The sequence below is a fragment of the Mesorhizobium mediterraneum genome, from assembly GCF_002284565.1.
GTDB classification, from domain to species: domain Bacteria; phylum Pseudomonadota; class Alphaproteobacteria; order Rhizobiales; family Rhizobiaceae; genus Mesorhizobium; species Mesorhizobium mediterraneum.
On record NZ_NPKI01000015.1, the window covers coordinates 616815 to 637041 of the forward strand.

Here is a 20227-nt window from a genome sequence, read left to right on the forward strand (position 1 = left end):
CCCAAAACTGGGAACTGGTATGCAGAAGATAATTCGATACCGAAACGATCTGGACAGACGATGAGCGAAGACCTTTCAAGAAAAAGACTGGGGCGGGGACTGGCCGCGCTGATCGGCGAAATCAATCGTCCGGCAGCAGTGGAAAAGCAAGGCATGAATGCCGACGGCAAGGTGCCGATCGAGTTCCTGAGCCCGAACCCTAAAAATCCGCGCCGGCATTTTGGCGACGCCGACCTGACCGATCTTGCCCAGTCGATCCGCGAGCACGGCGTGGTGCAGCCGGTGGTGGCGCGGCCGTCGCCGACGCAAGCTGGCCGCTACGAGATCATCGCCGGCGAGCGGCGCTGGCGCGCGGCGCAGCGCGCCGGGCTGAGCGAGATTCCGATCATCGTGCGCGACGTCAACGATCGCACCGCACTCGAGCTGGCGATCATCGAAAACGTCCAGCGCACCGACCTCAATCCGGTCGAGGAGGCGATGGGCTACCAGCAGTTGATCGACGATCACGGCTACACCCAGGCCGATCTCGGCCAGGTGATCGGCAAGAGCCGCAGCCATGTCGCCAACACGCTGAGGCTGCTGAAGCTGCCGGACGTGATCCGCGACATGCTGGTCGACGGCGCGCTGTCGGCCGGCCACGCCCGCACATTGGTGACGGCAGAGGATCCGGCGGGCCTGGCCAAGCGGATCGTCGAGGAGGGGCTTTCGGTGCGCCAGGCCGAAGCGCTGGCGCAGATGCCGGCGGGCGCTCCAACCGTAAAGCGACAGCCTGCGGAACCGGCGCAAAAAGATGCCGATACGCTGGCGCTGGAAAAGCTGATGACCGACACGATAGGCATGATCGTCACGATCGAGCACAAGGAACGCGGCGGCGTGCTGCGCGTCGCCTATCGGACATTGGACCAGCTCGATGAGCTCTGCCGAAGGCTGAAGCAGGAGCGGTAGGTGCTGAGGTACGCCTGTTTTTAGCCGGCAAATAATCTTCGGCTTAGGAGCAACCCGGCGGACATCTTCGCCCTGGTAATACAACGAGGGTTGGCGAATGCCGGCCCTTCCTTTTTCCGTGCGCTGGTGATTGGCGAAATCGCCGAGGCTGCTGATCTCCCCCCTCGAGGGGGAGATGGCCGGCAGGCCAGAAGGGGTCGTCTCACATCAAGCGCCTACGTCGTCTGTCGTCGCGAAAGGCGTCGGCATTCCACGCGCTGGGACCCCCTCTGTCGCCTTCGGCGACATCTCCCCCTCAAGGGGGGAGATCATCCGCGCTGAGCCAGCCTTGCACTCTCCACGGCAATGCCGAGCAGCGCTTGCCGTGCCAGCGCGACCGACAGGTCCGGCCGTCGGCGCGTCTGCAGGACCGCCGTCTGCAGCCTGGTCAAAGCGCGGCCAAGCGCCTCGCTGTTCCAGCGTTCGAGGGCCTTCTCCACCAGCTTGCGCCTGGTAAAAAAAACCGGCGGGCGCGCCGCGGCAACGACCGAAGCGGCGTTGCGGCCGCCGGTGTCCATCTGGCCGCGCATCGCCTGGATCGCCTGCAGCTGCCGCATCGCCGACGACAGCACCAGAAAAGCCTGGCCGCCGGACTGGCAGTGGCGGGTGAAGGCCATGTCGAAGTCGCCGACCTTGCCTTCGAGCAAAGCATCGACGGCGTCGTCGAAGGAGAGACCGGAGACGTCGCCCGATGTCGCCTTGACGTCGTCGAGGCCGATCTCGGTCTGGCCGTGGGCGTAAAGCACCAGCTTCTCGATCTCGCCGCGCGAGGCCAGCCGGTCACCGCCGAGGTTCCGGCGCAGCGCCTGGCGCGCCTCCAGCGTCATCGACATGCCGGCCTTGCGCAATTCGTCGTCGATGACCGTGTCGATGTCGCGGGCCTCGTCGGCGTAGCACGGCAGCGCCATGGCAATGTCGGCCGCCTCGACGATGGCGCGCAGGCCGACGCCTTTCTTCAAGTCGCCGGCTTCAATGAGTATGATCGCATCCTGCGCGGGCTCTGATGTCAGCGCCTTGACGTCGTCGGCAAGCGCCTTCTGGCCGCTGGCGTTGCGCACCCAGAGCAGGCGCCGGTCTGAAAACATCGGCACGGTGCGGGCTTCGTCGAGCAGGCGGCCCTCGTCGCGATCGACTTCCGAACCGTCCAGCCTGACCACCGAGAACGGATCGTCGAGCGGCAGGCCGGTTTTGCCGGCAAAGGCCTTCGCCCGCTCGGCGACGAGCCCGCGATCGGGCCCGTAAAGCAGGACGATCGAGATGCGCGGATCCGGCCGCGCCAACCACGAATCGACCTCGTAACCTTTCTTCTGTGCCATGCGGGGATGGTTAGCATGATGCGGGCGCGGGGTGAACGGCGGGGCTCCTTCTTCCTTCTCCCCTTGTGGGAGAAGGTGGATTGGCGCGCAGCGCCAAGGCGGTTGAGGGGTGCTGGACGGAGCGCCGTCCTTGCCAGGCTGGAACACCCCTCATCCGACCGAGCTTCGCTCGGCCACCTTCTCCCACAAGGGGAGAAGGAGACGCCGCGCGAAGCCCCTCAATCCGCCGAGAATTGCTCATCTGGCGGGAAACCCGGCGCAATCATGCGCCAAATTGCGCGTGGCGGCGGAAGATCGACAAGAAATTTCGCCGACATATCTTCATCTTGGCGAGTGCTGGCCGGTGCGTCGCTGGCCTGAAGCCTTGCCCGACGAATTGGCACTGGTCCGGCGGTGTGCAACTATCGCGCCAAGGCAACATTGGAGGACGAAGGTCATGGCCGATGCAGGAATGTTGCGCTTCCATGTGCCGGAGCCGGAGGTGCGGCCGGGCGGGACGCCGGATTTCTCTGACGTGACCATCCCCAAAGCCGGCTCGGTGCCGCGCCCGGGGATCGATGTCGATCCGCGCACCATCCGCGATCTGGCGTTTTCGATCATCCGGGTGCTCAACCGCTCCGGCGAGGCCGTCGGGCCATGGGCCGGGCTGCTTTCCGACGATGAATTGCTGGAAGGGCTGCGCCACATGATGACGCTGCGCAGCTTTGACGCCCGCATGCAGATGGCGCAGCGGCAGGGCAAGACCTCCTTCTACATGCAGCACCTCGGCGAAGAGGCGGTGAGCTGCGCCTTCCGCAAGGCGCTGGCGCCGGGCGACATGAACTTTCCGACCTATCGGCAAGCAGGGCTGCTTATCGCCGACGGCTATCCGATGGTCACGATGATGAACCAGATCTATTCGAACGAGGCCGACCCGCTGAAGGGGCGGCAATTGCCGATCATGTATTCGTCGAAGGAGCATGGCTTCTTCTCGATCTCCGGCAATCTGGCGACGCAATATATCCAGGCGGTCGGCTGGGCGATGGCTTCGGCGATCAGCAATGATTCGAAGATCGCCGCCGCCTGGATCGGCGACGGCTCGACCGCCGAGTCCGACTTCCATTCGGCGCTGGTGTTCGCCTCGACCTACAAGGCCCCGGTCGTGCTCAACGTCGTCAACAACCAGTGGGCGATCTCGACTTTTCAGGGCATCGCCCGGGGCGGCTCCGGCACTTTCGCCGCGCGCGGTCTCGGCTTCGGCATTCCCTCGCTGCGGGTCGACGGCAACGATTACCTCGCCGTCCATGCGGTGGCGAAATGGGCCGCCGAGCGGGCGCGGAACAATCTCGGGCCGACGCTGGTCGAATACGTCACCTACCGCGTCGGCGCGCATTCGAGCTCCGACGATCCGTCCGCCTACCGGCCGAAGGCCGAGTCCGACGCATGGCCGCTCGGCGACCCGATCGTCAGGCTGAAAAACCACCTCATCCAGCGCGGCGTCTGGTCTGACGAGCGCCACACCCAGGCCGAGGCAGAAATCCTCGAAACGGTGATCGCGGCGCAAAGGGAGGCCGAGCGGCACGGCACGCTGCATGCCGGCGGCAAGCCCTCGGCGCGCGACATGTTCGAGGGCGTCTATGCCGAGATGCCGCCGCATCTCAGGCGCCAGCGCCAGCAGGCAGGGGTCTGACCATGCCAAGGCGGACCATGATCGAGGCGATCCGCGACGCCATGGACGTGTCGATGGCGCGCGACGAACGCGTCATCGTGTATGGCGAGGATGTCGGCTTTTTCGGCGGCGTCTTCCGCTGCACGCAGGGCTTGCAGGCGAAGTACGGCAAGAGCCGCTGCTTCGATGCGCCGATCAGCGAAGCCGGCATCGTCGGCTCGGCCATCGGCATGGCCGCCTACGGCCTAAAACCTTGCGTCGAGGTGCAGTTTGCCGACTATGTCTATCCGGCCTACGACCAGATCGTCTCGGAGGCGGCGCGGCTGCGTTACCGGTCGAACGGCGATTTCACCTGTCCGATCGTGGTCAGGATGCCGACCGGTGGCGGCATCTTCGGCGGCCAGACCCACAGCCAGAGCCCGGAGGCGCTGTTCACCCACGTTTCCGGCCTGAAGGTCGTCGTGCCGTCCAATCCGCACGATGCCAAAGGCCTGCTGATCGCGGCGATCGAGGATCCCGATCCGGTGATCTTCCTGGAGCCGAAGCGGCTCTACAACGGCCCGTTCGACGGTCATCACGAGCGCCCGGTGACGCCGTGGTCGAAACATGACCTCGGCGAGGTCGCCGACGGCCATTACACGGTCCCGCTCGGCAAGGCGGTGATCCGGCGGCCGGGTGCCGCTGTCACCGTGCTCGCCTATGGCACGATGGTCTATGTCGCGCAGGCGGCGGCCGAGGAGACCGGCATCGACGCCGAGATCATTGATCTGAGAACCCTGCTGCCGCTCGATCTCGAGACGATTGTCGCCTCGGTGAGAAAAACGGGCCGCTGCGTGGTCGTGCACGAGGCGACGCTGACATCGGGGTTTGGCGCCGAGCTGTCGGCGCTGGTGCAGGAAAATTGTTTCTATCATCTGGAAGCGCCGGTGGCGCGGGTCGCCGGCTGGGACACGCCCTATCCGCACGCGCAGGAGTGGGATTATTTTCCAGGTCCCGCCCGGCTTGGCCGGGCCTTGCTTGAGACGATGGAGGCCTGATGATGGGAGGCAGAGCAATCGCTTCGGACCAATTGCCAACCATGGCGCCGCCCCTCATCTGCCTGCCGGCATCTTCTCCCCGTGAGGGACGGGAAGAAGGGGCTGGCCGCCACGCAGGCGATCCCCCTCTCCCCGTTCTTCACGGGGGTCCGAAGGACGGGCGAGACAAGCGGCTCGCCCCGGAATGGGCAGGGGTGAGGGGCAGCGCAAACGCCTCGGTAGCGGAGGCCTGACGATGGGCGAATATGTAATCAAGCTGCCCGATGTCGGCGAAGGCGTCGCCGAGGCCGAGTTGGTCGAATGGCAGGTCAAGGTCGGGGATCTCGTGCGCGAGGACGCGGTGCTTGCCGCTGTGATGACCGACAAGGCGACGGTCGAAATCCCGTCACCCGTCGACGGCGAGATCCTGTGGCTTGGCGCCGAGATCGGCGACACGGTGGCGATCGGCTCGCCCATCGTCAGGTTGAAAGTGGCGGGAGAGGGTAATGTGAAGGCAGGTGCGGAGTCAGGAGGCGAGGCGGGCGCCAAGAGTACCCCCACCCCTAGCCTTGCCGGGGCGAGCCACGGGTCTCGCCCGTCCTTCGGACCCCCACAAGGGGGAGGGGGACGCGCTTCGGCTCCCGAGGCCGACGTCAAACCAGCCCTGGGTTCATCCGGAAAAGTTTCAGTGCATGGTGCACCGGCGACGGAATCCCCCTCCCCCTTGTGGGGAGGGGTTAGGGGTGGGGGTACTGCGCCCGTCAGCGCGCCGCGCCCCGAAGGTGAAAAGCCGCTGGCGTCGCCCGCTATCCGCCTGAGAGCGAAAGAGGCCGGCGTTGATCTTCGGCAGGTCGCGGGAACGGGCCCGGCCGGCCGCATCCAGCATGAGGACATCGAGGCGTTTCTGGCGCGTGGACCGCAGTTCGCGAAAGTCTCCGGCCTCGCCCGCAACGAGGCGGTCGAGGACATCAAGATCATCGGGCTCAGGCGCAAGATCGCCGAGAAAATGGCGCTGGCCAAGTCGCGCATCCCGCACATCACCTATGTCGAGGAGATCGACGTCACCGCGCTCGAGGATCTGCGCGCCGCGCTCAACAAGGAGAAGCGCGGCGGCGCGGAACGGCCGAAGCTGACGCTGCTGCCGTTCCTGATGCGGGCGATGGTCAGGGCGATTGCCGACCAGCCCAACCTCAACGCGCTGTTCGACGACGAGGCCGGCATCATCCACCAGCATGGCGGCGTCCATATCGGCATCGCCGCGCAGACGCCTTCGGGGCTGGTGGTGCCGGTGGTCAAGCACGCCGAGGCGCGCGACATCTGGGATTGCGCCGCCGAGGTTGTCAGGCTGGCCGAGGCGGCAAAATCCGGCACGGCGAGCCGCGACGAGCTGTCGGGCTCGACCATCACCATCACCTCGCTTGGCGCCATGGGCGGCGTCGCGACGACGCCGGTGATCAATCACCCGGAAGTGGCGATCATCGGCGTCAACAAGATGATGGTGCGACCGGTGTGGGATGGCACTCAGTTCATCCCGCGCAAGATGATGAACCTGTCCTCCAGCTTCGACCACCGAGTGATCGACGGCTGGGACGCCGCGGTGTTTATTCAACGGATCAAGACGCTGCTGGAGACCCCGGCGCTGATTTTCGTGGAGTAGGGCCATGAACAGAGGATCGCAGTGGCGCAGAATGAGAGCGGTAGCGATCCTTCGCGCCCCCCTCTGTCCTGCCGGACATCTCCCCCTCAAGGGGGGAGATCGGCTCTCATCCCGACTTTCGACAATCTCCAGCGTTACAAGACTAAGCGGAGCGCCAAAGCTGCCAATCTCCCCCCTTGAGGGGGAGATGCCCGGCAGGGCAGAGGGGGGCGCTGTCCCGCCGGCTCGACGAACCAAGGTGCCATGATGAAAGAAATCTCCTGCAAGCTGCTCGTCATCGGTGCCGGGCCTGGCGGCTATGTCTGCGCCATCCGCGCCGGCCAGCTCGGCATCGACACGGTGATCGTCGAGTTCGGCAAACCGGGCGGCACTTGTCTCAATGTCGGCTGCATTCCGTCCAAGGCGCTGATCCATGCGGCCGAGGAGTTCGAGAAGATCTCCCACATGGCCGGCGGCAAGAGCCCGCTCGGCATTTCAATCGCAGCACCATCCATTGATCTCGAAGCCACCATCGCCTGGAAGGACGGTATTGTTAGCCGACTGAATAGTGGCGTTGCCAGCCTGCTCAAGAAGGCCGGGGTCAAGACCGTGCACGGCTGGGCGAAATTCCGCGACGGCAAGACCGTCGAGGTCCAGACCGAGACCGGGATGCAGGTGGTCCGCGCCGAGACGGTGGTGATCGCGACAGGCTCGGCGCCGGTCGAGCTGCCGTCGCTGCCGTTTGGTGGGCCGGTGATCTCGTCGACCGAAGCGCTTGGGCTGAGCGAAGTGCCGGAAAGGCTTGCCGTCGTCGGTGGCGGCTATATCGGGCTCGAGCTCGGCATTGCCTTCGCCAAGATGGGCGCCAGGGTGACCGTGGTCGAGGCTTTGCCGCGCGTGCTGGCGCTGTATGATGCAGAGCTGACGCGGCCGGTCGTGAAGCGGCTCACCGAACTCGGTATCGAGGTGCTGGTGGGCGCCAAGGCCAAGGGGCTGTCGACTAAGGGCGATGCGCTGCTGGTCGAGACGAAGGACGGCAAGAATGCCAAGATCGCTGCCGACAGGATCCTGGTCACCGTCGGGCGCAAGCCGGTGATCGAAGACTGGGGGCTGGACCAGATCGACCTCGATATGGCGGGGAAATTCATCCGCATCGACGACCAGTGCCGCACCTCGATGCGCGGTATCTTTGCCATTGGCGACGTCACTGGCGAGCCGATGCTGGCGCATCGGGCGATGGCGCAAGGCGAAATGGTCGCCGAGATCGTCGCCGGCCACAAGCGCAGCTGGGACAAGCGCTGCATTCCCGCCATCTGCTTCACCGATCCGGAGCTGGTCACCGCAGGCCTGTCGCCGGACGAGGCAAAGGCCCTCGGCGGCGAGATCAAGGTCGGGCTGTTTCCCTTCGCCGCCAATGGCCGCGCCATGACGAAGATGGGTGAGGAGGGATTCGTCCGGGTCGTTGCCCGGGCGGACAACCATCTTGTGCTCGGCATCCAGGCGGTCGGCCAAGGCGTGTCGGAGCTTTCGACGGCCTTCGGCCTGGCGCTGGAAATGGGCGCGCGGCTGGAGGACATCGCCGGCACCATCCACGCCCATCCGACACAAGGCGAGGGTTTTCAAGAAGCAGCGCTGAAGGCGATGGGGCATGCGCTGCATATTTGAGGTGCTTCACCCTTCCCTCTTGTTGGACACAAGGGGAGGACCGGCGCGAACCTACGTCGCCAGGCGCCTTTCCTCTCCCTCCGGAGGGGGGAGGTGGCGCTGCGAAGCAGCGACGGAGTGGGGGAAGCCGGTCCTCAAATGCGCCGCCGCTGATAACTCACCACAGGGGCTCAATTAGTGCGAGGCATCGCCCCGATCTGAAATAACGGCGCCCGAGCCAGGTCGACCCCCACTCCGTCGAGCTTCGCTCGACACCTCTCCCCCGGTCGACGGGGGAGAGGAATGGCGCGAACTTATTCCTTCCGGCTCCCATCCTTCTCCACAGAGGTGGCACCTCACCCCGCAAGCCGGCTAACCATCTCGTGCTGCGCATAGGCGTGGCCGAAGCGGTTGGCGAGGAAGGCGTCGAGCGCGATGTCCTCCTGCTTGACAAAACCCTTCGCTGGCAAGGTGCCGTCGGCCAGCATGTCGAGCACCGCGCAGATGGCGGAGGCCGTGGTGATCTGGATGGCGCTGCGCACTATTTCGCCGACGCGCTTGGCGTAGATCTTGTTGGCGTAGGTCTCCTGGAGCAGGCGGCCGTTCTTGCGGCCGCTGACGGTGACGAAGACGATGACCACGTCCTGCAGCGTCGCCGGCAGGGCGCTCTCAAAAATGTCCTTCAGCACGTCGCGGCGGTGGCGCAGGCCGAGGTCGTTGAGCAGCGCCTTCATGATCGCGGCGTGGCCGGGATAGCGGATGGTGCGATAGTTCAGTGTGCGCACCTTGCCCTTCAGCGTCTCGGCCAGCGTGCCGAGCCCACCCGACGTGTTGAACGCCTCGTAGGTGACGCCGTCGAGCGAGAATTCCTCGCGCTCCTCCAGCGGCGGCACCTCGATCAACTCGCCTTCGACGATCGCCTCGCAAGGCTCGCAATATTCATTGATGACGCCGTCCGTGCTCCAGGTCAGATTGTAATTCAGCGCATTCGAGGGGTATTGCGGCAGCGCCCCGACCCGCATGCGCACGCTTTCCAGCGTGTCGAAGCGGCTGGCCAGATCATTGGCGACAATCGAGATGAAGCCCGGCGCGAGCCCGCATTGCGGGATGAAAGCGCTGTTGGCCGAGCGCGCCAGCTCCTTGACGCGCCGGGTCGCGACGACGTCCTCGGTCAGGTCGAGATAATGGACGCCGGCGCTGGCTGCCGCCTCGGCGATGCGCGTGGTCAGATGGAAGGGCGCTGCGCTGAGCACCGCGAACTTGCCGGCCAGGGCCGCTTCAAGCGTGCCGGCGGCTTCGATGTCGAGCTCGAGCGTCTCGACCGTTTCAGGCAGTTCGGCCGCGCCGAGCTGTGCGGCCGAGCGGTCGACGAGAGTGACGTGATAGTCGCCGGTGGAAGCCAGCATCTCGGCAATGGTCGAGCCGATCTTGCCGGCGCCGACAACGATGATTTTCTTCATGACAGTTCCCTCGCCTTACCTTCTCTCAAGACGATAGAATCGCAGCTTGCCTGTCGAAAGGAAGCGTGGAATTGTTCGAAACGAAGTGGCTTCTTGATTAATATGCCGATGAGGTTCGTCGAAAGTGCTTAGCAACGCCGAACAGGCCCTGCTCTCCCTGCTGCGGGCGAATGCGCGCGCCTCGACGGCCGAGTTGGCGCGGCGGCTCGGCGTGTCGCGGACAACCGTGCAAAGCCGGATCGAGCGGCTGGAGCAGCGCGGCATCATCACCGGCTATGGCGTCAGGCTTTCACCCGATTACGAACAGGGACTGGTGCGGGCGCATGTCCTGCTCACCGTCACGCCCAAGCTTGCCGACAGAGTGGTGCGCAGCCTGCAGGCGCTGCCACCGGTGCGGACACTGCATTCTGTAAGCGGCAACTTCGACATGATCGTCATCGTCGACGCGCCGTCGATCAAGGATCTCGACACGCTTCTCGACCAGATCGGCGCGATGGACGGGGTCGAGCGGACGTCGTCCTCGATCATCCTGTCGACGCGGATCGACCGCTGAGCGGGCAGAACTGAAGCCGTTCTGTAGCGATCCTTCGCGCCCCCCCTCTGCCCTGCCGGGCATCTCCCCCACGAGGGGGGAGATTGGCAGCTTCAGCGCCCCGCTCACTTCTGCAACGATGGAGATTGGCGAAAGCCGGGATGACGGCCGATCTCCCCCCATGTGGGGGAGATGTCCGGCAGGACAGAGGGGGCGCTGTCCCGCTGGCATCAAAAGGTTCCGGCATCGTCGTGATGGCCGGCTTCTAGCCGCCGAGCGGATGCGGCATGTAGCCGACGAAGCCTGATATTTTCCAGCGGCTCTCGACCTTGGTGCAGAAATAGAGGGTCTGCCATTTCAGCCTCTCGACGCTGCCGTCGGGCTTGGCGATCGAGCCGTTGAACTTCTTGTGCAGCACGGCGCGGTCGCCGTCGACGTCGATGTCGCGCATGTTGGTGATGCGGAACAGCGCCTCGCGCAGCGGCTCGGCGAATGTCGTCGCCGCGGTTTCCCTGGCTTGGCGCAGCCACTCGTCGCGGTAGCTGCGAAGCGTCGGGAATTGCAGCCGCCAGGCATCCGCATCGCTGAGGAAATGGGCGTGCATGCCGAAGAAGCTCGAGGCGACGAAATCATCCTCGACCATCGTCCAGTCCTGGCCGAGGAAGGCGTCGATGTCGCGCCGCACCAGCATCTCCCAGAGCGCATGGCGGTCGGCGTCGCCGGGCGGAAACGGATTTTTGTCGAAGGTCACTTCTGCTCCCCTATATTGCGATGTTTTGGGTGTTGCGATGTTTCGGTCAATTGAAGGCTCGACTTGATCCGATCAGTCGCCGATCTGGTCCAGAAACGGCAGATTGCTTGCCATCAGGCCGGCATCGACATTCAGGGTCGTGCCGGTGATGCCGCTGGCAAAGGGCGACGCCAGGAATACTGCGGCGCGGGCGACCTCGACCGGCTCGACCAGCCTTCCCAGAGGATAGAGCTTGCCGACGGCGGCGAGGATCTCCGGCTTGTGCGCAAGGCGATGCTCCCAGGCCCCGGTCCGGATCGAGCCGGGAATGACGGCGTTGGCGCGGATGCCGTTGCGGCCTTCCTCGGTGGCGATGGCGCGCATCCAGGCGTTGAGCGCTGCCTTGGCGGCGGCGTAGGCGGGATTGCCGAAATGGGCCTGCGCGTTGACCGAGGAGATGAACACGAAGGCGGCACCCAGCGGCTGGTTGCGCATGACGGGAAGCAGTGCCTGCGACAGCAGTGCGGCGCTGCGAAAATTCAGATTCATTTCGTGATCGAGGGCTGCCGTCGAGACATCGGCGAGCGTTTCCGCCCGCGTCCAGCCGGCGTTGGAGATGACTGCCGCTGGTGGAGCCCCTTCACTGAGGCGCTTGGCAAATGCCGCCACGGCCTCGTCATCGAGAAGGTCGAAATGGTGCGCTTCTTCTATTCCGGCGCCGGTAAGGTCGGTTCCTTCGCGATCGCAGGCGATCACCCTGGCCCCGCTGGCGGACAGGGCGGCGACCAGCGCGCTGCCGACGCCGCCGGCGGCACCTGTCACGACCACGCTGCGGCCACCAAAATCGATCATGCGGCTCCTCGTTTTTCCTCCGCAATCCTCGCCTGCCGGACGCTTCGACGCAATCGCTGATCGAGCAGGATGCTGGTGCTCTTGTAATAAAGCAACATGAATTCCAAAAAATGTTGCTTTCCAACACAGCCTGTATGAGAATCGCTCGGACAGGCGTAGACCTTCCGGCGGGAAACCGGCAAACCGGCGCAGCGAAAGAGCCCGCGCGGACTCTGCGGCGATTGCCGCCAATGTTTGAACAGGAGACTTTTCCGTGCCCAAACAGTGTTTTGGAACATCCCATGTGCCGCTGTCGCCGGCGGTCCGGGCCGGCGACATGGTCTATGTCTCCGGCCAGGTGCCGGTCGGTAGCGACGGCGTGGTGGTCAAGGGCGGCATCGCCGAGCAGACCGAGCAGGTGCTTTTGAATGTGAAGGCAGCGCTGGCGCTGGCCGGCTGCACCATGGACGACGTGGTCAAGACGACGGTCTGGCTCGAGAACGCCAGCGATTTCGGCGCCTTCAATGCCGTCTATGCCAGGCATTTTCCAAAGGATCCGCCGGCGCGCACCACCGTCGAATCGCGGCTGATGATCGACATCAAGATCGAGGTCGAAGCCGTCGCCTACAGGCCGGTCTGAGCATTTTGCAGCCAAATGGAATCATTTGGCGTCCGCATAAATGCGGCAAAGAAATAGATAGAGCGAGTTACGGTTCCCCAGGAACCGGAACTGCTCTAGTAGGAACGGAGGCGGACGCCGATGCAATTTGATCTCCTCCTGAAGGGCGGCCGCGTCATCGATCCGGCGTCTGGTCTCGATGCGCAGCGCGATCTGGCCATCGCCGACGGCCGCATCGCGGCGATCGATGCCGACATTCCCTTCGACCGTGCCGCGCGCGTCATCGATGCCACGGGCTCCATCGTCGCGCCAGGCCTCATCGACCTGCACAGCCACGTCTATTGGGGCGGCACCTCGCTCGGCGTCGATGCCGACCGCCTCGCCGCCAAGAGCGGCACCACCACGTTCATCGACGCGGGAAGTGCCGGCGCCGGCAACTTCCTCGGCTTTCGCCGTCACGTCATCGAGCGCTCGAAAGTCCGCATCCTGGCCTATGTCAACATTTCCTTTGCCGGCATTTTCGGCTTCTCGCAGACCGTTTCGGTTGGGGAATGCAGCGACCTCAGGCTCTGCGAACCGCGCGAGACGGTGGCAGCGGTGCGCGAGCACGCAGACGTGGTTGTCGGCGTCAAAGTCCGCTCGGGCCGCCATGCCGGCGGCACCAGCGGCATTGCTCCGGTCGATCTGGCGCTCGAGGCCGCCGACCAGGTCGGCCTGCCGCTGATGGCGCATATCGACGAGCCGCCGCCGGGCCGCTCGGAAGTGCTGCCGCGGCTGCGCAGGGGCGACATTCTCACCCACTGCTTCCGGCCGTTTCCCAACGCGCCGATCTTCGCCTCCGGCGCGGTGCGGCCCGACATGCGGCTGGCGCGCGAGCGCGGCGTCATCTTCGACATCGGCCACGGCATGGGCTCGTTCGATTTCGAGGTTGCCAAGGCGATGCTCAGCGAGGGGCTGGCGCCTGACGTGATCAGCAGCGACGTGCATCTCTACTGCGTCGACGGGCCGGCCTTCGACATCCTGGTGTGCATGTCGAAACTGCTGGCGCTCGGCATGCCGCTTGTCGAGGTGCTGCGCGCGGCGACACAGCGGCCGGCCGAGGCCATCGCAAGGCCCGATCTTGGCGCGCTTATGGTCGGCGCGGTCGGCGATATCGCGGTGCTGCGGCTGCGCCCGGGCAGTTTCACCTTTGTCGATGCGGTCGGCGCCTCGCTGGTCGCCGAGCAAAGGCTGATCTCGGACGGTGTCGTGATCGGCGGCACCTGGTGGCCGAACGAGGCGGCAGGCGATCTCGGCGATACCGAGCGCTTCGAAGCGCATGCGCATGAGACGCATGTCGATGTCGTGGCTAGGCATTTCGGGCGTGGGTGATCTCCCCCCTCGAGGGGGAGATGTCGCCGAAGGCGACAGAGGGGGTCGGTTCGACCGGGCTCGCCTTCCTGCAACGGATGGAAGTTGGCGCTCGACGCGCGGCGACCCCCTCTGGCCTGCCGGCCATCTCCCCCTCAAGGAGGGAGATTACGGCTTCACCCCCGGCGCCCCATAAACCGGCGTGGCAATGCCTTCCATCCTCGCCTTGATCTGCAGCGCCACGAATTTCGAGTAAAAACGCGACAGCGCCAGGTTGCCGCCGTGGAACCATAGCGCCTCCTGCGCGGTCGGCTTCCACATGTTGCGCAATTCGCCTTGCCATGGTCCGGGGTCGCCTCTCACGCCCGAGCCAATCCCCCAGCACGGGCCGACCTTGTCGGCGACCTCACGCGAGACGATCGCCGCCACCGTCTCGTTCATCGACTGATAGCCGGTGCAGGAGATGACCACGTCGGCCGCAAGCTCGGTGCCGTCGTCGAAGAGCATCCCTGTCGGCGTCAGCGACTTGATTCCGACGCCGCTGCGAACGCCGATCTCGCCGTTGATGATCAGATCCGAAGCGCCGACGTCGATGTAGTAGCCCGAGCCTGTGCGGTAGGCCTTCATCATAAGGCCGGTCTCGTCGTCGCCGAAATCGATGGCGAAGCCGGCGCCGCGCAAGCGGTCGTAGAAGGCAGCGTCGCGGGCCTTGATGATGTCGTAGAGCGCGCGCTGGCTTTGCGGCAGCAGCGCGAACGGCGTGGAGGCGACGATCATGTCGGCCTTCTCGGTGGTGATGCCTCGCGCCAACGCTTTTTCCGAAAAGATCTCGAAGCCGACTTCCATCAGCGTGTCGGACTTGACCACCGTCGTCGGCGAGCGCTGGATCATCGTCACCTCGGCGCCGCTTTCCCAGAGGTCGACGCTGACGTCGTGCCCCGAGCTTGCCGCGCCGATGACCGCGACGCGTCTGCCGCGGAATTTCTCGCCGCTGGAATACTGGCTGGAGTGCAGGATCTCGCCCTGGAACGCCTCGGCGCCGGGCAGGTCGATCTGCCTCGGCGGACCATAGGCGCCGGTCGCGAAGACGATATGCCTCGGCTTCAGCGTGATGCGCTGGCCGGCGCGATCGACCTCGACCGTCCAGATTTTTTCGGCCTCGTCATAGCTGGCGCTGACGCATCTCGTCGAGGTCCAGTAGTTGAGCTCCATGACGCGCGTGTACATTTCCAGCCAGTCGCCCATCTTGTCCTTGGGCGTGAACACCGGCCAGTTCTCGGGAAACGGGATGTAGGGCAGATGGTCGTACCAGACCGGGTCGTGCAGCACGAGCGAGCGATAGCGATTGCGCCAGGAATCACCGGCTTGAGCGTTTTTCTCGATGATGATGGCCGGCACGCCGAGCTGCCGCAGCCGCGCGCCCAACATGATGCCGCCCTGGCCGCCGCCGATGACCAGGCAATAAGGCTGGTGGCCGGCGCCGAGTTCACGCGTCTCGCGCGCTCTCGCCTCCGACCAGGTCTCGCGGTCCGGGTCGGCCTTGTGGCGGACACCCAGAGGCCGCGCCGGCCCCCTGCGCTCCTCAAAGCCCTTGAGGTCGGTCATCGCCGTGAACAGCGTCCGGCACCGGCCGTCCTGCAGGCGCATGATGCCCTGGCCCCATGCCGATGACGTCTCGAAAGTGAACCAGGCTTCGACGATGCCTTCGTCCGCGCTTGCTTCGCCACTGAGCTGCCAGGCAGTCGGCCTTGTCGTCGCCAGCGTGGCATCCAGCATGTCGCGGATCGGCACGCGGCCTTCCATCGTCTTGATGTTCCAGGTGAAGGTCAGCAGGTCGCGCCAGTAGCAGTCCTCGACGAACAGGTTGGTCGCGGCCTCGGCGCCGCCCGCCTCGAGCGCGCGGGAGAGGGAAGAAAGCCAGGTGGCCGCCTGTTTCGATGGTGCCATGTCGAGCATCTGTGGTCCTTCTACCTTTTCAAGTCGGCGCCGCCCGGTCTTCCCTTCTCCCCTTGTGGGAGAAGGTGTCGCCGAAGGCGACGGATGAGGGGTGTTCCAGAGGAACACCAACGTCTCACTCCGTCCAACACCCCTCTTCCGTCTTGGCGCTACGCGCCAATCCACCTTCTCCCACAACAAGGGGAGAAGGGAAGCCGCGCCACTCAATCCCCGAGCGGTTCCATTTCCTTGCCCGTCCTGTGGATCTGGGCGTTGTATTTGATGCGGCGGACCGTTTCGCGGGCGGAGCCGTCGAGCTTGTAGGCGGCCGCCACGGCCATCAGATCGATCGCGGCCAGGAAGGCGAACCGCGAGGCGGTCGGCTTCAGCGTGTCGGGATATTCGGGCACCGCGACCGTCAGCCTGACGTCGCAGGCGCGCGCCAGGTCGGTGTCGGGCGCGGTCACGCCGATCGCATTTGCGCGGTAGTGCTTGGCGAGTTCCACCGCCTCGATCACTTCGCGCGTGCGTCCGGTCGCCGAGATGGCGATCACCAGATCGCTTGGCTTCAAGGTCGAGGCAGTCATGCGCATCAGATACGGGTCGCACTGGGCGCTGACGGTGATGCCGTAGCGAAACAACCGGTACTGGGTTTCCTGCGCCAGTGCCGAGGAGCTGCCGCCGAGGCCGAACACGGTGACCTGGCGCGCCTTGGCGATGAGCTCGGCCGCCTTCACCAGCTGCGCCGGATCGAGCTGCCGTTCGGCTTCCTGCAGCGCCCGGCGTGCCTCGCCGAACACAGCATTCCAGAACGGCATGCCATTGTCCGCGCTCGCGGGCGGCGGCTTGCTCAGATAGAGCGCGCCGACGACGAGGCTCTGCGCCAGCTTCAGCTTGAAGTCGCGCACACCTTCACAGCCGATGGCGCGGCAGAACCGGGTCACGGTCGGTTCGCTCACCCCGGCGCGCTGGGCGAGCACGGCATTGGAAGCGTCGACCGCGAACCTGACGTCGTCGAGCACGACGTCGGCGACGCGGCGCTCCGCCGGGCGCAGCTCACCGTAAGAGTCCTTGACCAGCGAGATGATGTCGGGGATGCGCCTGACATGGTCGCGTGTATCCGGCTCGCCATCCGAAGTCAGTCGTGCATGGCCTTCAGCTTCGGTCATGAGTCATTCCCCTGACGTTCGTGGAACTCGACCTCTACCATGTTTGCGCACCGCTTGCCTGCTCCGCTTCACGCGACGTGTTTCCGAAGTATGTAGGAAAGCAACAAGCTTTTCAAGAAATAGAAAATGTAATTTAAACAAACAGATATGGCTGGCCCTAGCGATCTTGCCAGCGATAGCGACGGTCGCCGCTTGACAGTAAAGTAGGATAGTTACAGACTGATTTCTGCGACCGTATGACCCACTGGATCATCGCGCAATCTCCGAGGGGCGCATGAACGCGGGCAGTGCAAAAACCCCGAAGCTTGGCGTGCAGGACGCGACCAAGATCTATCATACGGCTTCCGGCGACCTCTTGGCGCTGGACCGTTGCAGCCTCGACGTTCACGCCAATGAGATCGTCTCGATCGTCGGCCCCTCCGGCTGCGGCAAGACCACACTTTTGTGGTCGATGTCCGGGCTGCATCGCCTGTCCAGCGGGACGATCCGGCTCGACGGCAGAGAGATCACCGGGCCGCATCCGGATATCGGCATCGTCTTCCAGGAGGCGAACCTGCTGCCCTGGCGCAATCTCGACGCCAACATCCATTTTCCCTTCGAGATCAAGGGCGAGAAACCGGATCGCGCCTGGATCGCCCATCTCGTCAACCGCGTCGGGCTAGACGGTTTCGGCGGAAAGTTTCCGCGCGAGCTCTCGGGCGGCATGCAGCAGCGCGCGGCGATCGTGCGGGCGCTGGCGCTGAAGCCCTCCGTCCTGCTCATGGATGAGCCCTTCGGCGCGCTCGACAGTTTCACGCGCGAGGAGATGAACCGTCTCGTCGAGGAGATCTGGCTCGATACCAAAACCACCATCGTCTTCATCACCCATAGCATCGAGGAGGCGATCTTCCTTTCCGACAGGGTGGTGGTGCTGAGCGCGCGGCCGGGGCGCGTCGCCAAGGAATATCGCGTGCCATTCCTACGCCCGCGCTCGCTGGAGATCATGGCGACGAAGGAGGTCTTCGATCTCACCAACACGATCAAGATGGACATTGTCGGCGAACGCGTGCGGCCGAAGGCGCGGGAGCGCGGCACCGCCGAAATTGTGAGGATCAGGCCGTGAGCGGAGGCGACACTATCCCGGAATTTTCCAAGACCAAGGGGGGTGACGGGCACGACGTCAGCCTGACCAATCTTTCGGCCTTCGCCAGCGGCCCCGGCATCAGGTCGGGCGCCGAGGTCGCGGCCATCATCGCCGTTGCGGTGATCATCATCGGCGGCATCGAGCTGGCGCTGCGGCTCTTCAATGTGCCGCACTACATCATGCCGGCGCCAAGCGCGATCGCCTATGCGCTGTTCGACGAGTTCCCGCTGATTGCGCCGCATCTCGGCTATACGCTGGTCGAGCTTATTTCCGGCTTCTCGATCGGCGCCATCATCGGCCTGGTGATGGCTGCGGTGATCACGCAATTTCCCTTCGCCGAGAAGATCGTGGCGCCTTACATCTTGCTCTTGGTCACCACGCCGATGCTGGCGCTGGTGCCGCTTTTGATCCTGCGCTTCGGTTTTGGCTACACACCGCGCATCATCGCAGTGGCGCTGGCCGCCGGCCCGATGGTGATGATCAATGCGGCGACCGGCTTTCGCCGCGTCGATAGCGCCAAGATCGCGCTGGCGCGTTCCTATGGCGCCAGCACCTTGCAGATATTCTGGAAGATCCGGGCGCCGATGGCGCTGCCGATGATCCTGGTCGGGCTGATGATCGGCGCGATCTTCGGGCTTTTGACCGCGGTCGGCGCCGAGATGGTCGGCGGCGGCTTCGGCCTCGGCAACCGGCTGACCACTTATTCGTCGATGATCCAGATGCCGCAGTTCTTCGCCGTGGTTCTGATCCTCTCGATGCTTGGCATCCTGATCTATGTGCTGTTCTTCCTGATCGGCAAGAAATGGGCGAGCTGGGAGGCGTGAGCGCAGAAATGACGAAAGGTCCCGGGAGGCGGGCGGCAAGAGACTGAAAATCAACAAAAAAGGGGAATGCCATGACCAAAGAAAGTTCAATCAGCCATAGTGCGAGGATCAGCCGCCGTTATTTCCTGCAGGTGACCGGTGCCGGCCTGGTAACGGCGACTGCGCTCGGCGCTTCCAACCTCAGGGCCAAGGCCGAGGCCTATGAAAAATTCACGTGGATCTCGCCGCGCGGCACGCTCGAAGTGCTGGACGATTATCCCTATTGGGCGGCCAAGAAGGCCGGCTATTTCGGCGACCTCGAAACCGACATGCAGCCGGGTCCGTCGGACGGCACCGCAACGGTGAAGTTCGTCGATGTCGGCCAGGCCGACATGGGCTTCCCTTCGCCCGGCGTTTTCTCCTTCGCCATCCAGAACGGCATGAAGCTCAAATCCGTGTTCCACATGGGCGCGCGCGACACGTTCAGCTTCGCTTTCCGCAAGGGCGAGGGAACAAACGACCTGAAGCAGCTAGAAGGAAAGACCATTCTGCTCGGCTCCGCCGCCTGGCAGTCGATCACTGACCCGCTGCTGGCGGCGCAAGGCGTCGACATCAAGAAGGTGAAGTATGTCGAGGCCGGCTGGCCGACCTGGGGCACCGCACTTGCCGGCGGCCAGGGCGACGCCGCCCTGTCATGGGAAGGGCTGCGGGCCGAATGGATCGCCAAGAACCTCGACTTCGAATACTGGCTCGGCGTGCAGAATTCGAAGCTGCCGGCCAACACTTTCGTCGTGCGCGCAGCAGATCTCGAGGATCCCGACCGCAAGGCGTTCCTGGAAAAGTACCTGCGCGGCTGGGCGATGGGCCTCGAATTCGGCTACCAGAATCCGCGCGCGGCCGTCGAAGCGGTGTTCGAGCAGTTCCCGACGCTGGCCAAGAATCTCGGGCCGGAACTCGGCACCACCTCGATCCTGCAGCAGATCAACGTCTTCCGCGGCGACATGGACAAGCGCGAAGGCTGGGGCTCGCACGACATGGCGAGCTGGCAGGGCTTCTTCGACGAGATCCACAAGATCGGCCAGATCACCAGCCCGGTGAAAGCCGAGGACGTCTGCACCAACGAGCTGATCGGCCCCGCCAACAGCTTCGACAAGGCCAAGGTCAAGGCCGATGCCGATGGCTACAAGCTGTCAGAGGGCTTTGCCGCGCTCGATGTCGATAACATCAAGGCGCATCTGTTCGACTCGGCGGTCAAGTAAAGACTGCAATTGTCGATGCCGGCGCTGCCCTTGGCCTGCCTTGGCTCCTTTCCTCTCCCTCCGGAGGAGGGAGAGGTGGCGCCGCGAAGCGGCGACGGAGTGGGGGAAGGCGTTCGCCAAACGCGCAGTCGCCGCAAGACAGGCACAATGTGGCGAGCAAGTAACCTCAGGC

General features: G+C 64.6%; 17 protein-coding genes. 11 read left to right on the plus strand and 6 right to left on the minus strand.

Annotated features, from left to right (window positions below):
- The first annotated feature begins 60 nt into the window (after positions 1 to 60).
- A complete protein-coding gene (locus CIT25_RS12415) occupies positions 61 to 945 on the plus strand; it encodes a ParB/RepB/Spo0J family partition protein (RefSeq protein ID WP_095484789.1) in 885 nt (294 codons plus the stop codon).
- Between the two features lie 308 nt (positions 946 to 1253).
- Here the strand turns inward: CIT25_RS12415 and holA are convergent, their stop codons facing one another.
- Entirely contained in the window at positions 1254 to 2300 is a 1047-nt protein-coding gene (gene holA, locus CIT25_RS12420; protein WP_095484790.1) for a DNA polymerase III subunit delta, read from the minus strand.
- A gap of 436 nt (positions 2301 to 2736) precedes the next feature.
- Between holA and CIT25_RS12430 the strand changes: the two genes are divergently transcribed.
- From CIT25_RS12430 to lpdA, 4 genes are all read left to right on the plus strand, one after another.
- Positions 2737 to 3969 carry a 3-methyl-2-oxobutanoate dehydrogenase (2-methylpropanoyl-transferring) subunit alpha gene (locus tag CIT25_RS12430; RefSeq protein WP_095484792.1) on the plus strand — a complete coding sequence of 411 codons (1233 nt, stop codon included), beginning with the start codon at positions 2737 to 2739 and terminating at the stop codon, positions 3967 to 3969.
- A 2-nt stretch (positions 3970 to 3971) separates the two neighbouring features.
- Positions 3972 to 4985: an alpha-ketoacid dehydrogenase subunit beta gene (locus tag CIT25_RS12435; RefSeq protein WP_095484793.1), complete on the plus strand. Its 1014-nt coding sequence runs from the start codon at positions 3972 to 3974 to the stop codon at positions 4983 to 4985.
- A gap of 235 nt (positions 4986 to 5220) precedes the next feature.
- Positions 5221 to 6621 carry a dihydrolipoamide acetyltransferase family protein gene (locus CIT25_RS12440; protein ID WP_095484794.1) on the plus strand — a complete coding sequence of 467 codons (1401 nt, stop codon included), beginning with the start codon at positions 5221 to 5223 and terminating at the stop codon, positions 6619 to 6621.
- Between the two features lie 246 nt (positions 6622 to 6867).
- Entirely contained in the window at positions 6868 to 8265 is a 1398-nt protein-coding gene (gene lpdA / locus CIT25_RS12450; protein WP_095484795.1) for a dihydrolipoyl dehydrogenase, read from the plus strand.
- A 335-nt stretch (positions 8266 to 8600) separates the two neighbouring features.
- Here the strand turns inward: lpdA and CIT25_RS12455 are convergent, their stop codons facing one another.
- Entirely contained in the window at positions 8601 to 9704 is a 1104-nt protein-coding gene (locus CIT25_RS12455; RefSeq protein ID WP_095484796.1) for a saccharopine dehydrogenase family protein, read from the minus strand.
- A 124-nt stretch (positions 9705 to 9828) separates the two neighbouring features.
- On the opposite strand from CIT25_RS12455, the gene CIT25_RS12460 reads away from it, so the two are divergent.
- Positions 9829 to 10257: an Lrp/AsnC family transcriptional regulator gene (locus CIT25_RS12460; RefSeq protein ID WP_095484797.1), complete on the plus strand. Its 429-nt coding sequence runs from the start codon at positions 9829 to 9831 to the stop codon at positions 10255 to 10257.
- 244 nt (positions 10258 to 10501) lie between these two features.
- Here the strand turns inward: CIT25_RS12460 and CIT25_RS12470 are convergent, their stop codons facing one another.
- Both CIT25_RS12470 and CIT25_RS12475 read right to left on the minus strand, forming a co-directional pair.
- Entirely contained in the window at positions 10502 to 10987 is a 486-nt protein-coding gene (locus CIT25_RS12470; RefSeq protein ID WP_095484798.1) for a hypothetical protein, read from the minus strand.
- Between the two features lie 72 nt (positions 10988 to 11059).
- On the minus strand, positions 11060 to 11818 hold the full coding sequence (locus CIT25_RS12475; protein ID WP_095484799.1) for an SDR family NAD(P)-dependent oxidoreductase: 759 nt from the start codon (positions 11816 to 11818) through the stop codon (positions 11060 to 11062).
- Between the two features lie 253 nt (positions 11819 to 12071).
- Between CIT25_RS12475 and CIT25_RS12480 the strand changes: the two genes are divergently transcribed.
- Complete coding sequence (locus tag CIT25_RS12480) at positions 12072 to 12437, plus strand: RidA family protein (protein WP_095484800.1); 366 nt, start codon at positions 12072 to 12074, stop codon at positions 12435 to 12437.
- 120 nt (positions 12438 to 12557) lie between these two features.
- Entirely contained in the window at positions 12558 to 13787 is a 1230-nt protein-coding gene (locus CIT25_RS12485; RefSeq protein WP_095484801.1) for an amidohydrolase/deacetylase family metallohydrolase, read from the plus strand.
- Positions 13788 to 13934: 147 nt separating this feature from the next.
- Here CIT25_RS12485 and CIT25_RS12490 read toward each other — a convergent pair whose 3' ends face one another.
- Both CIT25_RS12490 and CIT25_RS12495 read right to left on the minus strand, forming a co-directional pair.
- On the minus strand, positions 13935 to 15722 hold the full coding sequence (locus CIT25_RS12490) for a flavin-containing monooxygenase (RefSeq protein ID WP_095484802.1): 1788 nt from the start codon (positions 15720 to 15722) through the stop codon (positions 13935 to 13937).
- A gap of 203 nt (positions 15723 to 15925) precedes the next feature.
- Positions 15926 to 16870, minus strand: coding sequence for a MurR/RpiR family transcriptional regulator (locus CIT25_RS12495; RefSeq protein WP_095484803.1), 945 nt, complete (start codon positions 16868 to 16870; stop codon positions 15926 to 15928).
- 274 nt (positions 16871 to 17144) lie between these two features.
- On the opposite strand from CIT25_RS12495, the gene CIT25_RS12500 reads away from it, so the two are divergent.
- The 3 genes from CIT25_RS12500 to CIT25_RS12510 all read left to right on the plus strand — a co-directional run bounded on the left by CIT25_RS12500 (position 17145) and on the right by CIT25_RS12510 (position 20055).
- Positions 17145 to 17972: an ABC transporter ATP-binding protein gene (locus CIT25_RS12500; protein ID WP_095484804.1), complete on the plus strand. Its 828-nt coding sequence runs from the start codon at positions 17145 to 17147 to the stop codon at positions 17970 to 17972.
- Positions 17969 to 18817 carry an ABC transporter permease gene (locus CIT25_RS12505; RefSeq protein ID WP_095484805.1) on the plus strand — a complete coding sequence of 283 codons (849 nt, stop codon included), beginning with the start codon at positions 17969 to 17971 and terminating at the stop codon, positions 18815 to 18817. Before CIT25_RS12500 ends, CIT25_RS12505 begins: the two co-directional genes overlap by 4 nt.
- 71 nt (positions 18818 to 18888) lie before the next feature.
- Positions 18889 to 20055, plus strand: coding sequence for an ABC transporter substrate-binding protein (locus CIT25_RS12510; RefSeq protein WP_095484806.1), 1167 nt, complete (start codon positions 18889 to 18891; stop codon positions 20053 to 20055).
- Positions 20056 to 20227: the final 172 nt, after the last annotated feature.